We start from the raw sequence: 15456 nt of genomic DNA, 5'->3' as shown, positions 1-15456 counted from the left end.
GACGCAACGAACGGAAGGTGGCACGGCATGAGCACCACCCCGCAGACGCAGGGCCAGATGTACGGGCAGGGCTTCGGCCAGCAGCAGTACGGGCAGGGGCAGCAGCAGGGCCAGCAGGGTTCCGACAGCACCGCGCCGCCGCCCCCGCAGCAGTTCGGCCAGCAGCAGGGCCAGGGGCAGCAGTACGGGCCCGGCGGCGGCCTCGGCCAGCAGCTCCAGCAGCTCGGCCAGCAGCAGCCGTACCAGCAGCTGCTCCAGCAGCTCGGCCAGGGCCAGCAGAGCCAGCAGCAGTACGGGCAGGCCCAGCAGGGCTACGGCCAGCAGCCGCAGGGCCTGGAGTCCCAGGCCATCAAGAGCAACACCGCCACGCAGTACTGGGACGTCGTGCAGCCCCTCCCGGGCCAGCCGCCGATCCTGTACCTGCTGGTCGACGGTGCCTGGCGGCAGCTGGTCAACCCGAGCCAGATCGTGCACGACGCGGTGCAGCGCGCGTTCGGGTTCGGGCACCGGGTGATCGGCTTCTACGACGACCAGAGCCCAACCCTGCTGAAGGCGATCGTCGTCACCAAGTGAGCGTGTGAGCGAGCGACCCGCACGGCCCCCTGGCCAGGTGGCAGGCAGGGTCGGCAGACCGGCGGCACCGGGCGGCGGAAACTCCCCCGCCCGGTGCCGCCCCAGGTCGGCGGGCAGGTCAGGCGCAGGTGAAGCGGGCCGCCGCCCAGTCGCCGTGGTCGCCCGACTTGGCGTTGTTGGTGTCGGTGACCTTCAGGCGCACGTGCCGCGCCCCGTCCAGCTTCACGTCCACCGGGACGGTGGCGGACGCCCCCGTCACCTTGGGCGAGGTCCACAGCACCTTGCCGTCGGCCTCCACGGAGAAGGCGACCTCGCCGTAGCCGTTGATCTCGTCGTCGATGCCGACGTCGGCGGTGAACGCGGTGCACCGGCCGCCCGTGTAGACCTCGATGCCGGAGTCGGCGTGGGTGCCGATGCCCTTGTCGTACGTCTTCCCGGCGAGGGTGAGCATCCTTCCGTCCGTGGCACCGGACTCGCCGTTGCTGCGGTCGCGTTCGGCCGGGCCGTAGCCGTTGGACGACGTCAGCCACACCAGCTCGCTCGCCCAGGTGTCGGCGGTCGGCGGCGGTGGCATCACGGAGACGCCGAAGCGCTGTACGGCGGTGCGCTGCTCCCCTGCCGCTGTGTAGTGCGCCGCCGCGGTGAGGGTGGTGTCGCCCGCCTTGGCGTCAGCGGCGGGGGTGACGGCGACCTCGACCCTCTTGGTGGTGCCCGCGGGGATGCGCGGCACGGTGGCCGCGGGGGTGACCTGCCATCCGGCGGGGGCGTTCAGTCCGACGGTGACGGCGGTGGCGTCGCGCTTGCCCGCGGTGACGTCGACGGCGACCGTGCCGGTGACGCCCGCACCGAGCTCCTGGCCCGGTGCTGCGGTCACCACGGCGGTGGCCCGTGCGTCCTTGCCGCCGACCGCGCTGGTGTCCTCCAGCTCCAGGGTGAAGGAGCGGTCGGTGCGCAGCGGTGCGGTCTTCACCTTGACGACACCCCCTTGGGTGTCGTGGTCGTACCACCAGCCCTGGAGGGCCGTTTCGAACGCCTGCTTGCTCTTCAGCCGAGGCAGTTCGCGTCCTGAGAGTTCGACCTCGTCGGGGACGGAGTTGGTGTGCACGGTGAAGCTGTACGGGCGCTGGGCCTGCTTGCCCCGGAAGTCGCCCTTGCTGGTACCGATGCGGATGCTCACGTCGCCCTCGCCCCTGCGGGGTGCGTCGACGTCGGCCTGCTGGGTGGCGTACTCGCCCGCCCGGTGCCGGCGGGTGACGCCGTCGTCCTCGTAGAGGGTGAAGGACGACTTCCCCTGCGGGTAGACGTCCCAGGCGAGCGGGGATTCGGCGGTGCGGTCGGCGTAGGAGCGGATGCCCGGCCACAGGGGCACGGTCGCGCCCGCCTTCACGAACAGGGGGAGGGTGTCGAGGGGTGCGCTGTAGTTGTCGACGGTGGTCGGGCCCTCGTGGGTGCGGCCGGTCCAGTAGTCGATCCAGGTGCCCCGGGGGAGGTAGATCCCGTCGCGCTTGGCGCTGTCCTGGTAGACGGGTGCGACGAGGAAGTCCTCGCCGGACAGGAACTCGTACTTCGCGGCGTCGGTGCCCGCCTTGGGGTCGTCCGGGTATTCGAGGGCCAGCGGACGCACCATGCCGACACCGGTTTGGGTGGCCTCGTGCGCGTAGGAGTACTGGTAGGGCAGCAGCGACTCCTTGAGCTTCAGGTAGTCGCGGTTGATGGCGGTGTACGGCTCCCCGTAGCGGAAGGGCTGCTTGTCGTTGGCGGCCCAGCCGTCCATGGTCATGGTCGTGCCGAGGAACATCTTCCACTGGAGGTCGCGGGTGTACGTCTTGGCGCTGCCGCCGAAGATCCCGTCGACGTCACCCGTGGTGTACGCGAGGCCGGACATCGTGGAGCCCGCGTAGGTGGGTATCTGCCAGCGGATGTACTCCCAGCTGCCCGACTGGTCGCCGGACCACTGCACACCGCAGCGCTGGGCGCCCGCCCAGCTCTCCGGGGCCCAGGTGAAGCCTCGGGCGTCGCTGTTGTCCTCGATGCCCCGGTAGGCGTCCTTGCAGCCGTCGAGGGCGAACTTGTAGCCCTCGCCGACCCAGGCGACGTCCAGCTTGGCGACGCGCTGGCCCGCCTTGACCTGCTCGGCGAGTTTGCCGATGCCGTCCTCGGTCCACAGGCCGAGCTGCATCTTGCGGTCCTGAAGGCCCTTGGCGGTCTCGGCGAGGTCCTCGTAGCCGCAGCCGTAGCCGTCGTTGACGAGCATCCAGCCGTTGGGCATGTCGTTGGCGACGTAGCCGTCGGCGACCTTGAGGGAGTCCAGGGTGCGGCGCTCGCCGCGGTTGGCGTTGTGGAGGTAGCAGTCGGCGTCGCCGATCTCCATGCCGTAGACCGGCGGGAGGAAGGGCTTGCCGGTGAGCTTCGTGTACTGGCCGATGACGTCCTTGGCCGCGTCCTTGCCGTCGCCCGCGAAGTAGTACGCGTCGAAACGGTTCTCCTTGGCGGCGGTGGTGACGGCGGGCCCGGACGTGCCGAAGTCGTAGGTGTTGGGGGCGTACGTGTTGCGGTAGACGCCGTAACCGGCCGTGGAGAGGTAGAAGGGGACGGAGTTGGGGTGGCCGCCGTCGTTCCAGTTGTAGTCGACGCCCACTTCGACGGTCTTGCCCCGGTGGGAGGTGTTGCCCCGGCCGTTCTGCATGCCCGCGCCGTAGAACTGCTCGTCGGAGCGGGGGGCGAGGGTCTGGGTGGTGGTGTCCTTGCCGGTCTCGTCCTTGCTCCAGGTGATGCCCCGGGACTCGGACCAGAGCCGGGTGCCGTCGGCGCGGTGGAGGGCGAAGCGGAGGGGGGCCTTGTAGGCGCGGAGGGTGAGCTTGTCGGTGCTCAGCTCGTAGCGGTCGCCCCTGTCGCGCCAGCGGGTTCTCGGCGCCTTGCCCTGGGGCAGGACGATGTCCTTGCCGGTCGGGTCGGTGAACTTCCCGTCGGGGGCGAGTTCGATGCGGAAGGTCTCCTCGGAGACGAAGCTGACGCGGGCCTCGGTGCTTCCCGCGTGGAGGTCGTACGAGGCTGCGCTCGTGGTGCTGGGCTCGAAGCCGGTGAGGTCGCCGACGGTGGTGGCGGGGGGCGGAGGGTCTGCCTGGGCGGCGGCGCCCGGTCCGGCGAGGCCGACCGTCAGGCCCAGCAGGGCCGTGACGGCCGCTGCTCTGAGGCGAGTTGAGGATCTCATTCCGCGTGTGTAGCGGGCGAGGGGGCGGCCTGCCCATGGACTCGCGCATCCGACTCGTGGACTTCCGGGCGGGGGCTTCCGGGCGTGGGCTCCGGGGCGTGGGCTTCCGGTCGTGGGCCTCAGGGCGGGGCAGAGCTTCCCCCTCGGGCTCCGGGCCCGTCCGGCCCCCTCGCCCGCCCAACGCGGTGCGGGCCGGGCCCCCGAAGAGGACCCGGCCCGCACCCGTACCGCTGTCCGCTACAGGGCCACGCCCAGCAGCGCGTCCACCGCACGCGAGACGACGCCGGGAGCGCCTTCCTCCGTGCCGCCGGACGAGGTCTGGAGCTCCGCCCAGCGGTCCACCGCCGCGAGGGCGGCCGGGGCGTCCAGGTCGTTCGCGAGAGCCTCCCGCATCGACTCCACGAGCGCGTCCGCCGACGGACCGTCCGGGCGGGAGACCGCCGCGCGCCAGCGGCCCAGTCGGGCCACCGCGTCCGCGAGGACCTGGTCGGTCCACTCCCAGTCGGCGCGGTAGTGGTGGGAGAGGAGGGCGAGGCGGATCGCGGCGGGGTCGACGCCATCGCGGCGGAGGGTGGAGACGAAGACCAGGTTGCCGCGCGACTTGGACATCTTCTGGCCGTCGAGAGCGACCATGCCCGCGTGCACGTACGCCTTCGCGAAGGGGTGCTCGCCGGTCAGGGCCTGGGCGTGCGATGCGCCCATCTCGTGGTGCGGGAAGGCGAGGTCGGAGCCGCCGCCCTGCACGTCGAAGCCCATGCCCAGGTGTTCCAGGGCGATGGCCACGCACTCGATGTGCCAGCCGGGCCGGCCGGGGCCCAGCGAGGCCCCGTCCCAGCTCGGCTCGCCCTCGCGGGCGGCCATCCACAGCATCGGGTCGAGAGGGTTCTTCTTGCCGGGGCGGTCCGGGTCGCCGCCGCGTTCGGCGGAGAGCAGGCGCATCGCCTCCGCGTCGAGCCCGGAGACCCCGCCGAAGTGCGGGTCGGCGGCGACGGAGAAGTAGATGTCGCCTTCGAGGTCGTAGGCGGCGCCCGCGTCGCGGAGGCGTTCCACCAGGGGCACGATGCCCGGGATGGCCTCGACCGCACCCACGTACTGCTGCGGGGGCAGCATGCGCAGGGCGGTCATGTCCTCGCGGAACAGGGCGGTCTCACGCTCGGCGAGACCGGTCCAGTCGATGCCGTCGCGGATCGCGCGCTCCAGGAGCGGGTCGTCGACGTCCGTCACGTTCTGGACGTAGTGGACCTGCCTCTTGGTGTCGAGCCACACGCGTTGCACGAGGTCGAACGCGTTGTAGGTCGCCGCGTGACCCATGTGGGTCGCGTCGTACGGCGTGATGCCGCACACGTAGATACGGGCGACGGGACCGGGGTCGAGGGTGATCAACCCGTTGGTCGCGGTGTCGTGGATCTGGAGGTCGCGGCCCTTGCCGGGCAGGGCGGGGACCTCAGAAGCGGGCCAGGCATGCATGCCACGAGCGTAACCGGACGCATGTTCCGGTTACGAACCGGACCGGGATCTTGACCGATTACGCCGTCTTGCGCAGTCCTGTGCCCATGAGGCAGGCGCTCACACGGGGGGCCACGGGATCGCGGGCCACTGTCCGCTCGGGGAGGGGTGGACGCCGGACGCGCGCAGGGACGCCACCCGCTCGCGCAGGGCGGCCAGCTCCGCCGCCGTGATCAGTTCGGCCAGTCGGGTGGCGAGGGGGGTGCCGTCGGCGAGCCCGGCGGCCAGGGTGTCCAGCACCTCGGTGGCCTCGGCCGTCAGGGGCTCGCCCGCCCAGCCCCACAGGAGGGTGCGGAGCTTGTCCTCGACGTGGAAGGAGACCCCGTGGTCGATGCCGTAGAGGCGGCCGTCGCCCGAGGGCAGCAGGTGGCCGCCCTTGCGGTCGCCGTTGTTGATGACCGCGTCGAGTACGGAGAGGCGGCGCAGACGGGCGTCGTCGGCGTGGACGAGGAGGGCGGTGCGGCCCTCCGCCACCTCGGCGAGGACCACCGGTTTCCAGCCGTCGGCCGGTTCCTCGTCCTCCACCAGGGCCAGGAGGGCACCACCGGCCTCGGCGTCGCCCTCGATCCAGAGCTGGCACATGCCCTCGCCGTACGGTCCGTCGCGCAGGACGGTCGGCGGGATCAGGCTCCAGCCGGTCGCTTCGGAGATCTCGTACGAGGCGACCTCGCGGCGGGCGAGGTTGCCGTCGGGGAAGTCCCACAGGGGCTGCTCGCCCGCGACCGGCTTGTAGACGCAGGCAGCGGTCTCGCCCTCGTAGGTGATCTCGCAGTACAGGACCGCGTTGGATGCCTCCCGGACCTGGCCGAGTACCTTGAGCTCCCCCTTGGCGAGGAGGGTCGTCAGGTCCGTCACAGGCCCCGCCGGTATCCGTTCTGGCGCGGGCATACGTGTCCCTCCGGGTCGAGCGGCAGGCTGCACAGCGGGCACGGCGGGCGGCCCGCGTTGACGACGTCCAGGGCGCGCTTGGCGAAGGCTCGGGCCTGTGCGCCGCTGAGGCGCACGCGCAGCATGGGCGGGCCGTTCTCCTCGTCCTGGAGCATGCGCTCCTCGGCCTCGGCGAGGTCCTCGTCGGTGTCGACGTCCAGCTCGACGAGGGCCTGCGCCTCGACGATCATCCGCTGGTCCTCGCCGTCCCAGGCGAGCGCCATGGTGCCGACCCGGAACTCCTCCTCGACGGGGGCGTCCAGGGGTGCGGTGTCGTGCACGTCGGCGGGGGCGACCGCCGGGACGGGGGCGTTGCCGCCGGTGCGGCGCACGACCTCGTCGAGGAGTTCGTCGATGCGTTCGGCCAGGGCCTCCACCTGAGTCTTCTCCAGGGAGACGCTGGTGACGCGACCGGCCGCCGATGCCTGGAGGAAGAAGGTACGGCGGCCAGGCAGCCCGACCGTACCGGCCACGAAACGCTCCGGCGGGTCGTAGAGGAACACCTGACGGGACACGTCCTGATCTCCATGGGCTCGGGGGGCTGGGGATGTCAGGCGCCGCGAAGGCTGACGCGAACGGCTGACGCAAGCGGTTGACGGACAAGGGTTGACGTAAAGGGTTTACGGCGCGACCACCCTACTGTGCGCGGCGATCACGCTGCTCCCGCTCCGCCTCCCACCGCTGCGTCGCCGCTGTCGCCTGTGCTGGTGCTCGCGTCGCCGGGTACGGGAGCCAGGCCGGAGAGGTCGCCGGTGTCGCCGAGTCGTACGACGAAGGGCCGCAGCCTGGTGTAACGGATCACCGTCAGGGAACACGGATCGACGTGAATGCGCTGGAAGAGGTCGAGATGCATGCCGAGCGCGTCCGCGACGAGGGACTTGATGATGTCGCCGTGCGAGCACATCACGTAGAGGGCGTCGGGGCCGTGCTCGGCGTCGATGCGCTCGTTCCAGTCGCGTACGGCGTCGACGGCGCGCGCCTGCATGGTGCGCATCGACTCGCCTCCGGGGAAGGCGGCGGAGGAGGCGTGCCGTTGCACGACCTCCATCAGGGGATGGTCGTTGAGTTCGCCGAGCTTGCGCCCCGACCAGTCGCCGTAGTCGCACTCGTTGATGCGTTCCTCGGTGTGCAGGGGGAGCTCGGGGCGGGCCTCCAGGAGAGGGCGCAGCGTCTCGTTGCAGCGCTGGAGGGGACTGGTGACGGCGGCGGCGAGGGGCAGTGCGGCGAGGCGCCCGGGCAGCGCGGCGGCCTGCTCGGCGCCGCGCTCGTCGAGGGCGACCCCGGGAGTGCGCCCGGCGAGCAGCCCGGCGGTGTTGGCGGTGGAACGTCCGTGCCGTACGAGGATCAGCGTGGCCATGCGCATCAGCCTAGGCCGACGGGCGCCCACAGGTGCGCCGGGCTCCGTACACCGGGAGAATGCACGCCGTGATCGTCGACTGCGCCATCTACCGCGAGGGCCACCGCACCGAGGGCCCCTCCGACCTCTCCGACGCGCTCGCCGAGGCGCGGGCCACCGGGGACGCGTTCCTGTGGATCGGGCTGCACGAGCCCACGGAGAAGGAGTTCGGCCTGGTCACCTCCGAGTTCGGGCTGCATCCGCTGGCCGTGGAGGACTCCCTTTCGGCGCATCAGCGGCCGAAGCTGGAGGTGTACGAGGACTCCCTGTTCGCCGTACTGAAGCCGGTCGTGTACGAGCCGGAGAGCGACACCGTCAGCACGGACGAGCTGATGGTCTTCGTCGGCGACTCCTTCGTGGTGACCGTGCGGCACGGCGCGAGCACCCCGCTGGCGGCGGTGCGCAAGCGCATGGAGTCCAGTCCGCATCTGCTGGCGCACGGGCCGACGTCGGTGCTGTACGCGATCAGTGACGTCGTCGTGGACCACTACCTGGAGGTCGCGGCGGAGCTCCAGACCGACCTGGAGGAGCTGGAGGCGGAGGTCTTCTCCCCGCAGGGCGGCAGCAGTTCGAAGGGCACCGCGGGACGCATCTACACCTTCAAGCGGCAGGTGCTGGAGTTCCGGCGGGCGAGCGGGCCGCTGACGCAGCCGATGCTGCGTCTTTCGAGCCCGGGGCTGCCGTTCGTGCACGACGAGGCGCAGCCCTTCTTCCGGGACGTCAGCGACCACCTGACCCGGGTGAACGAGCAGGTGGACGGCCTGGACCGGCTGCTGTCGGACATCCTGTCGGCGCACCTTGCCCAGATGGGCGTACGGCAGAACGACGACATGCGGAAGATCTCGGCGTGGGCGGCGATGGCGGCCGTTCCGACGATGGTCGCGGGCGTCTACGGCATGAACTTCGACAACATGCCGGAGCTGAAGTGGGAGTGGGGGTACTACGCCGTGCTGGTCGTGATGGTGCTCGCGGAAGTGGGCCTGTACCGGCTGTTCAAACGGCGCGGCTGGCTGTGAGACCCCCTCGCACCCGGAGAGGCCCCCTCACACCCGTGAGAGGCCCTCTCACACCCCCGGGCCGTCCATCGCTCCCCTGCGCTCGGGCATCGTCAGGGTGACCATCTTGCGCCAGCCGACGAGGCGTTCGTACAGGTACAGGGCGTGGATGCCCGCGGCGAGCAGCAGCGACTTGGGGCGGGGCCAGCCGAGGAGGGCGCCCATGCGGCCCATGACGGCGAGGCTGACGTCGCGGTAGACGCCGATCTCCACGCGTACGCACGCGCGCAGGACGCGCTGGATGGTGCGGCCGTGGCCGAGGGCGGCGAGGCGCAGCAACTCCTCGTGGCAGTAGGCGAGGTGGTTCTCCTCGTCGTGGCAGATCATCCTGATCGGCTTGCCCGCCTCGGGGTGGTCGCCGAAGTAGGTGACGAGCATGTCCATCTGGTCGGCGGCCCGCTGTTCGGTGACGCGGCTGTGCGAGAGGTAGACGACGATGTCCTCCTCGGTGAGGGTCGTGTCCGCGCGCAGCCTGCTGTGCGCGAGGCCGATGCCCGCGTGCTCCAGGAGGAGCGTGTAGTCGAGGGCGAGGGGCACGTCGATCTCTTCGAGGTTGCGCTTGCTCAGCAGCGCGCGGAAGAGGCGTCCGTGCTTGTCCTCGTCGGCGCCGTGCCGGGTGATCTTGGGGGCGAGGTCGCGCATGGTGTCGGGGACGAGGGCGGCGATCCGGCCGTTCTCCCAGCCGCCCTGGGACTCTCCGCTGGCCGCCACCGAGCAGAACAGCTGGAACGTGTCGTCGTTGTCGATGATCTCCTGGAAGAGAGACCGAGCAGAGAGCATCACTGCCACCTCCATGCGCGTGTCACGCGCGCGCCTGTCCGCACCGCACTCCATCGCACTCGCTGAGACGAGTGAAGTGCGGTGCGGACCAGGAGGCAACAGGTATGACGGACAAGTCGCCCGCATGAGGGAGCGTGCAATCCCTTCGCGGGGCGTAACCGACCGGCCGCTGGCGCGTTGTGCTCCGTGACGGCCGTGGCGGGGAAGACCCCCGAGCCCCCACCACGGCCGCGGACTTCAACTCCCTTACTGGCTAGGCCAGTCCGGCGCGTTCCAGGGCCTCGGTGCCCGCCCGCAGTGCGGTGATCCGCTCGTCGAGCGTGAACCCTGCGGGGGCCAGCGTCAGCGTGGTGACTCCGGCGGCGGCGTACGCCTGCATCCGCTCGGCGATCCGCTCGACCGGGCCGAGCAGCGTCGTCTGGTCGATGAGCCGGTGCGGCACGGCGGCGGCAGCGCCGTTCTTGTCGCCGCCCAGGTACTTGTCCTGGATCTCGGCGGCTTCCTTCTCGTAACCCATGCGCTGGGCGAGGCTGTTGTAGAAGTTCTGCTTGCGGCTGCCCATGCCGCCGACGTACAGGGCGGTGTACGGGCGGAACATGTCGGCCAGGGCGTTCACGTCGTCGCCGACGGCGAGCGGCAGGGTCGGGCAGACGTCGAAGCCCTCCATGGTCTTCCCGGCCTTCTCGCGGCCCGCGCGCAGCGGGGCGACGGCGGTCTCCTCCAGGTGCTCGGCGGAGGGGAAGATCAGCAGCGCGCCGTCGGCGATCTCGCCGGTCTGCTCCAGGTTCTTGGGGCCGATGGCGGCGATGTAGAGCGGGATGGTCTCGCGCTCGGGGTGCACGGTGAGCTTGAGGGGCTTGCCGGGGCCGTCCGGCAGCGGGAGGGTCCAGTGCTGTCCTTCGTACGACAGGCGCTCGCGGGACATGGCCTTGCGGACGATCTCGACGTACTCGCGGGTGCGGGCGAGCGGCTTGTCGAACTTGACGCCGTACCAGCCCTCGGAGACCTGCGGTCCCGACACGCCGAGGCCCAGCCGGAAGCGGCCGCCGGAGAGCGAGTCGAGGGTGGCGGCGGTCATCGCCGTCATGGCGGGCTGGCGGGCCGGGATCTGCATGATCGCGGAGCCGATGTCGATGCGCTCGGTCTGGGCGGCGACCCAGGAGAGCACGGTGGGGGCGTCCGAGCCGTACGCCTCGGCGGCCCAGCAGACCGCGTAGCCCAGCCGGTCGGCCTCCTTGGCGACGGCGAGGTTGTCGCCGTCCATGCCCGCTCCCCAGTAGCCGAGGTTGATCCCGAGCCGCATGCGTCGCTCCCTTACCCAAAAGTCTTACTCGTCGGTAACGTCCTGGTGCGGCGGACTCTAGCGCGCCGGGACGCGATCCGTCAGCGGTGGGTTGTCCACAGGCTCCGGCGGCGTGTCAGCGGCGGGTTGTCCACAGCCCTCCTTCGAGCGGGCATCCGGACCAGTAATCTCGCGGCCATGGAGCAGAGGCACCTCGGCCGCACGGGCCTGCGCGTATCGAGAATCGGGCTCGGCACCCTCACCTGGGGCCGGGACACCGACGAGCACGACGCCGCCGATCTGTTGAAGGTCTTCTGGGAGGCGGGCGGCACGCTCGTCGACACCGCGGACGTGTACGGGGACGGCGACGCCGAGTACGTACTCGGGCAGCTCGTGGAGCGGCTCATTCCGCGCCGGGACCTGGTGATCGCGACCAAGGCGGGCAGCGTGCCCGACCCGGACCGCCGCTTCGACTGCTCGCGCGGCCACCTGCTGGCCGCCCTGGACGCCTCCCTGGAGCGGCTGGGCACGGACTACGTGGACGTCTGGCAGGTCCACGCCTTCGACCCCCACACCCCGCTCGACGAGACCCTCCAGGCCCTGGACCTCGCGGTCTCCAGCGGCCGCGCCCGCTACGCGGGGGTCTCCAACTTCTGCGGCTGGCAGCTCGCCAAGGCGGCCACCTGGCAGTTGGCGGCTCCGGGGGTACGGACCCGGCTGGCGAGCACCCAGATGGAATACTCCCTGCTCCAGCGGGGCGTGGAACGCGAGGTGCTTCCGGCGGCGCTGGACCTGGGCATCGGGCTGCTGCCCTCGTCACCCCTGGGCCGGGGCGTCCTGACCGGCAAGTACCGGCACGGCCTGCCGCCCGGCTCGCGCGGCGCCTCCGACCACCTCTCGCCCTTCGTCGCCCCGTACCTGGACGACCCGGCGGACCGCATCGTCGACGCCGTGGCCATCGCCGCCGACGGCCTCGCCACGACCTCGCTCCAGGTGGCCCTGGCCTGGGTCAGGGACCGCCCCGGAGTGGCCGCCCCGATCATCGGACCGCGCAACGCGCAGCAGCTCGCGGCGGCATTGTCAGTGGAGGCGCTTAGTCTTCCTGACGAGATCTGCCGAGCGCTGGACGACGTGTCCGCGCCTCTGCACCGCTATCCCGACCAGGACTGGAGCACGCTGTGACCGCGCATCCCCGGGGGGAGACCCCCGTCCCCCCGGCCGACCCCGCCGCCGCCGACCCGGCGGCCGGGACACCGGACGACGACACAGCCACCGCGACACCGGCCGCGGAGGTCGCGGAGACCTCGGCGACCGCGGAGCACGAGGACACCGGGACGGTGGAGCAGATGGACACGGATACGGCTACGGCTACCGCTACGGCTGCGGAGACCGACGGCAGGCAGGACGCACCGGAGGCGGAAGCCCCGGACGGCACCGAATCCGAGGCGGGACCGGAGGCCGAAGCAGGACCGGAGGCCGAGGCTTCGGACGCCGAAGCCGACACGGAGGACGCCCCCGGGACGGACACCGGAGCCGAAACCGCCGAGGACGGTGCCGACGTCACCGCCGCCGATGCCCCCGCCGCCGGTGACGCCACCGCCGCCGTCCCCCAGCTCTCCGAGGCCGAGGCCGAGTTGGCCGCGCAGCGGGAGCTGCGGGCGAAGATCGCGCAGCGCAAGGCCGCGAAGGCGGAGATCTCCGCCGGAGCCAAGCTGAGCGGCGCCGCCGCCGACCTGATGGCCGCCGTGAAGGCGGTGGAAAGCGGTGCGAAGCCCGCCAGCGCGTTCGTGCCGGAGCCCGCGCCGGCGCCCGCACCGCCGCGTGCCGGTTCCGCGCCGGTCGTCGCCCCCGCACCGGCCGCCCCCGCCGCCGTACCGGCGCAGACCTCCGCGACGCCCGCCCCGACGGCCCCCGTCGCACCCGGGACGGTCGCGGACGTACGGGAAGTCCTGGTTGCGGGCGGAGCGCCCGACGGCCTGGCGGGCGAGGTCGCCCGGGTGCTCGGGGAGCAGGCCGCCCAGGTGCTGCGGGCCGACCCCTGGCAGCTGCTGTCCGTGCCGGGGACGCTCCCCGAGCAGGCCGACGGGTTCGCCCGCGCGCTGCTCGGCGCGGAGTGCGGGCCCGCCGACGGGCGGCGGGCCGCCGCGCTCGTCGGCTGGCTGCTGGAGCGGGCCGCCCTCAAGGGGCACACGGCCGTCGCGACGGAGCAGGTGTGCAAGGCGCTCGCCGGGCTCTCGGTGCCGGACCCCGAGGAGGCGGTGGCGTACGCGCTCGCCGAGGGCGTCGCCCTGCCCCTCCAGGACGGGGCCGAGGAAGAGCAGGAGGCCGAGGCCGAGTACGACGAAGCGGGCGAAGAGAGCGCAGAGGGCGAGGACGCCGCGGAGCCGGAGGAGGCGGAGGAGCCCGCTCCGGCCCTGCTCGGTCTCGATCGTTACGCGATGGCCGAGGAGAGCCTCGCCGAGGGCCTGGCCCGGCTGGTGAACTCCCCCGTGGAGGACGCCGGGGAGTGGGAGCAGGTGCCCGGCTCCGCCGGCGACCTGATCCGTGCGGTGGCGGGCAACGGCCTGGTCGCCCACACCGGCGGCGAGGCGTCCCGCGCCGAGCCCGCCGCCCTGCTGAGCGCCGCCCACCGCCTGGGCCTGCGCGCGTACGCCGCCGCCCACAGCGGGGACGGCCGCGACCGGGTGGCCGCCGCCCTGCACGCCCGCGAGGCGGCCGGGGGCACGGACGCCGCCTGGGCGGTGACCCTCACCGGTCTGCTGTCCGGCGCCGAGGGGCCCGGCAGGGACGGCGACGGAGCGCTCGACCTCGATCTGCTGGTCGTGCTCGACGCGCCCCAGCTCGACGTGGAGACCGGTGCGGTGCTCGTCGAGGCGCTGCCCGACGGTGCCCGCCTCGTCCTCAGCGGCGACCCGGGCGTGCTGCCGTCGGCCGGTGCCGGGCAGGTCTTCGCTGACGTGCTGAGCGCCCGCGCCTGCCCGCAGATCGCCTCCCGCACCCCCGACCCGGGGCCGATCGGCGAGCTGGTCTCCGGCATCGGCATCGGCGAGCTGAACCAGGTGGAGGCCCCCGGCAAGGAGGTCGTGATCGTGCCCGTACGGGACGCGGGCGAGGCCGTGCACCGCACCGTGCAGCTGGTCGCGGACTCGGTGCCGCGCGCCTTCGGGATCGATGCCGGGCACACCCAGGTGATCACTCCGGGCCATGGCGGCTCGGCCGGTACGCGGGCGCTGAACGCGGCGCTCAAGCAGCGCCTCAACCCCGGCCCCGGCCGCTTCGGCGGCTTCGACGCGGGCGACCGGATCGCCTACGTCCCGGTCCCGGGCCGTACGGTTCCGGGCACGGTGAAGGGCGCGGACGCGGAGGGGCTGCACCTGGACTGTGCCGGTGAGCCCGTCGTCGTACCGAAGGAGCGGGTGGAGGCGTGCGTGCGGCACGCGTGGGCGCTGACCGCGCACCAGGCGGCCGGGATGCGCTGGCCCGCGGTGGTCGTGGTGCTGCCGGGCGACGCGGCGCAGGCGCTGAGCAGGCCGTGGGTGTACACGGCGTTCGGGCGGGCCGAGCGGCACCTGTCCGTGGTGCACGGCGTCGACGCGGCGCTGCCGCGTGCCGTCGCGGAGGTCGTGCCCCCGCCGCGCACGACCCGGCTGGCGGAGCTGCTGCGCCCGGTGCCGGTCGAGGCGACGGCGTAACGGAAACGGCTGAGGGGGCGGACCCGTGCGGTCCGCCCCCTCAGCCGTGCCTCACCGGACTCAGACCTCTTCGAAGTCGTCCATCTCGTCGTCGTCGAAGACCGAGCTGACGTCGAAGCGGCACACGACATCGCGCTGATCGGCGCTGTCGAAGGGGGCGGCCAGCCACTCCCCCGGCTCGGGCAGTTCCTCGACGGCGGCCACCCACAGGGTGGAGTCGCCCTCCTCCAGGCCGAACTCCTTGTGCCGGGAGGCGATTTCATCGGGTTCGTACTCGCCGAAGAGGACGCCCAGGGCGGCCTGCACGCTGCTGCCGACGACTCCGGCAGAGGCGGGCAGTCCGTTCGACGCGACGTCCGGGTCGAGGTCGGCGAGGCGCTGCGCCTGGGCGAGGAGGCGCTGCGGCTGGGCCACGGCGTAGTCCCGGCGGATCAGCACGCTGAGCGCGTCGACGGGGCCCTTGTGGCCGGGCGGGGCGTCCTCGGGGCTGGGGATCTCGAAGGGGGTGACCTCGTCGTAGCGCTCGTAGAGCAGCTCGTCGTAGTCCTCCGCGGCTGCGGCCAGTTCGTTGAAGGCGTCGTAGACGGCGGGGTCGTCGTCTCCGGAACGGCGCTCGACCGCCTCAAGGTGGCGGTCCAGCGCGGCTTTTACCGCCTCGGCGGCGGCGCGTACCTCGGCAGCGGTGGGCTGAGCGGCATCAGACATAGTGCAGACGCTATCCGTAGACGACCTCTGCCCGCACAATAGATGCGATGCCGGAATACGAATTTGTCGACGTGTACGTTCCGCGCGGGGTGTCCCGCAAGGAAGCGACCCGTTTACTGACCGACCACGCCGAGTACGGGCACTGGGAGCTGGACCGACTGAGCCTGCGCCGCGACGGCAGTCGTCGGGTGCGGCTGCGCAGGCGGATCATCCGTCAACTGCGTGCCACGTGGTGAGCCGGGCAGGTTGAAGAGCACGGTGCGAGCGCGTCGCGCACGCCGTTCGCGGGCGCGCGTCCACTGGCGGAGCGGGCCCCGTGACCACAGGCC

General features: G+C 72.2%; 13 protein-coding genes. 5 read left to right on the top strand and 8 right to left on the bottom strand.

The genetic code is table 11. The annotated features are described in order from the left end of the window. Nucleotides 1-27 precede the first annotated feature (27 nt). Complete coding sequence (locus OG897_RS12495; RefSeq protein WP_266655729.1) at nt 28-573, top strand: hypothetical protein; 546 nt, start codon at nt 28-30, stop codon at nt 571-573. Nucleotides 574-691: 118 nt separating this feature from the next. Here the strand turns inward: OG897_RS12495 and OG897_RS12490 are convergent, their stop codons facing one another. The 5 genes from OG897_RS12490 to OG897_RS12470 form a co-directional block, all read right to left on the bottom strand. Then, nucleotides 692-3784 carry an NPCBM/NEW2 domain-containing protein gene (locus OG897_RS12490; RefSeq protein ID WP_266655727.1) on the bottom strand — a complete coding sequence of 1031 codons (3093 nt, stop codon included), beginning with the start codon at nt 3782-3784 and terminating at the stop codon, nt 692-694. 237 nt (nt 3785-4021) lie between these two features. Continuing rightward, nucleotides 4022-5251: a cysteine--1-D-myo-inosityl 2-amino-2-deoxy-alpha-D-glucopyranoside ligase gene (gene mshC / locus OG897_RS12485; RefSeq protein WP_266655725.1), complete on the bottom strand. Its 1230-nt coding sequence runs from the start codon at nt 5249-5251 to the stop codon at nt 4022-4024. A 99-nt stretch (nt 5252-5350) separates the two neighbouring features. Further along, on the bottom strand, nt 5351-6178 hold the full coding sequence (locus OG897_RS12480) for an SCO1664 family protein (RefSeq protein ID WP_266655724.1): 828 nt from the start codon (nt 6176-6178) through the stop codon (nt 5351-5353). Beyond that, on the bottom strand, nt 6142-6732 hold the full coding sequence (locus OG897_RS12475; protein WP_266655722.1) for a DUF3090 domain-containing protein: 591 nt from the start codon (nt 6730-6732) through the stop codon (nt 6142-6144). The genes OG897_RS12480 and OG897_RS12475 overlap by 37 nt, the downstream gene beginning before the upstream one ends. 137 nt (nt 6733-6869) lie before the next feature. Continuing rightward, nucleotides 6870-7574, bottom strand: coding sequence for a histidine phosphatase family protein (locus OG897_RS12470; protein WP_266655720.1), 705 nt, complete (start codon nt 7572-7574; stop codon nt 6870-6872). A 59-nt stretch (nt 7575-7633) separates the two neighbouring features. Between OG897_RS12470 and corA the strand changes: the two genes are divergently transcribed. After that, nucleotides 7634-8629, top strand: a complete 996-nt coding sequence (gene corA, locus OG897_RS12465; RefSeq protein ID WP_266655718.1) for a magnesium/cobalt transporter CorA — start codon at nt 7634-7636, stop codon at nt 8627-8629. A gap of 48 nt (nt 8630-8677) precedes the next feature. On the opposite strand, the gene OG897_RS12460 is transcribed toward corA, so the two are convergent. Then, nucleotides 8678-9448, bottom strand: a complete 771-nt coding sequence (locus tag OG897_RS12460) for a ferritin-like domain-containing protein (RefSeq protein WP_266655716.1) — start codon at nt 9446-9448, stop codon at nt 8678-8680. Nucleotides 9449-9701: 253 nt separating this feature from the next. Continuing rightward, nucleotides 9702-10751 (bottom strand): LLM class F420-dependent oxidoreductase, encoded by a 1050-nt coding sequence (locus OG897_RS12455; protein WP_266655714.1) that lies wholly within the window; start codon nt 10749-10751, stop codon nt 9702-9704. A gap of 177 nt (nt 10752-10928) precedes the next feature. Between OG897_RS12455 and OG897_RS12450 the strand changes: the two genes are divergently transcribed. Continuing rightward, entirely contained in the window at nt 10929-11912 is a 984-nt protein-coding gene (locus OG897_RS12450) for an aldo/keto reductase (RefSeq protein WP_266655712.1), read from the top strand. 164 nt (nt 11913-12076) lie between these two features. Beyond that, nucleotides 12077-14422, top strand: a complete 2346-nt coding sequence (locus OG897_RS12445) for an ATP-binding domain-containing protein (RefSeq protein WP_266656798.1) — start codon at nt 12077-12079, stop codon at nt 14420-14422. Between the two features lie 60 nt (nt 14423-14482). Here the strand turns inward: OG897_RS12445 and OG897_RS12440 are convergent, their stop codons facing one another. Further along, nucleotides 14483-15127 (bottom strand): hypothetical protein, encoded by a 645-nt coding sequence (locus tag OG897_RS12440; RefSeq protein ID WP_266655710.1) that lies wholly within the window; start codon nt 15125-15127, stop codon nt 14483-14485. 47 nt (nt 15128-15174) lie between these two features. On the opposite strand from OG897_RS12440, the gene OG897_RS12435 reads away from it, so the two are divergent. Continuing rightward, nucleotides 15175-15363, top strand: coding sequence for a DUF5703 family protein (locus OG897_RS12435; protein WP_189827295.1), 189 nt, complete (start codon nt 15175-15177; stop codon nt 15361-15363). Nucleotides 15364-15456: the final 93 nt, after the last annotated feature.

The sequence above is a fragment of the Streptomyces sp. NBC_00237 genome, from assembly GCF_026342435.1.
Lineage (GTDB): Bacteria > Actinomycetota > Actinomycetes > Streptomycetales > Streptomycetaceae > Streptomyces.
Note: the sequence above shows the minus strand (reverse complement) of the source record. Positions and strands in the feature narration are given on the sequence as shown.

What these genes read in the sequence shown, in the direction of transcription:
- corA (WP_266655718.1), top strand. Translation starts at nt 7,634, where the DNA reads ATGCACGCCGTGATCGTCGACTGCGCCATCTACCGCGAGGGCCACCGC.
- OG897_RS12455 (WP_266655714.1), bottom strand. Translation starts at nt 10,751, where the DNA reads ATGCGGCTCGGGATCAACCTCGGCTACTGGGGAGCGGGCATGGACGGC.
- OG897_RS12470 (WP_266655720.1), bottom strand. Translation starts at nt 7,574, where the DNA reads ATGGCCACGCTGATCCTCGTACGGCACGGACGTTCCACCGCCAACACC.
- OG897_RS12435 (WP_189827295.1), top strand. Translation starts at nt 15,175, where the DNA reads ATGCCGGAATACGAATTTGTCGACGTGTACGTTCCGCGCGGGGTGTCC.
- OG897_RS12480 (WP_266655724.1), bottom strand. Translation starts at nt 6,178, where the DNA reads ATGCCCGCGCCAGAACGGATACCGGCGGGGCCTGTGACGGACCTGACG.
- OG897_RS12450 (WP_266655712.1), top strand. Translation starts at nt 10,929, where the DNA reads ATGGAGCAGAGGCACCTCGGCCGCACGGGCCTGCGCGTATCGAGAATC.
- mshC (WP_266655725.1), bottom strand. Translation starts at nt 5,251, where the DNA reads ATGCATGCCTGGCCCGCTTCTGAGGTCCCCGCCCTGCCCGGCAAGGGC.
- OG897_RS12440 (WP_266655710.1), bottom strand. Translation starts at nt 15,127, where the DNA reads ATGTCTGATGCCGCTCAGCCCACCGCTGCCGAGGTACGCGCCGCCGCC.
- OG897_RS12495 (WP_266655729.1), top strand. Translation starts at nt 28, where the DNA reads ATGAGCACCACCCCGCAGACGCAGGGCCAGATGTACGGGCAGGGCTTC.
- OG897_RS12445 (WP_266656798.1), top strand. Translation starts at nt 12,077, where the DNA reads ATGGACACGGATACGGCTACGGCTACCGCTACGGCTGCGGAGACCGAC.
- OG897_RS12490 (WP_266655727.1), bottom strand. Translation starts at nt 3,784, where the DNA reads ATGAGATCCTCAACTCGCCTCAGAGCAGCGGCCGTCACGGCCCTGCTG.
- OG897_RS12460 (WP_266655716.1), bottom strand. Translation starts at nt 9,448, where the DNA reads ATGCTCTCTGCTCGGTCTCTCTTCCAGGAGATCATCGACAACGACGAC.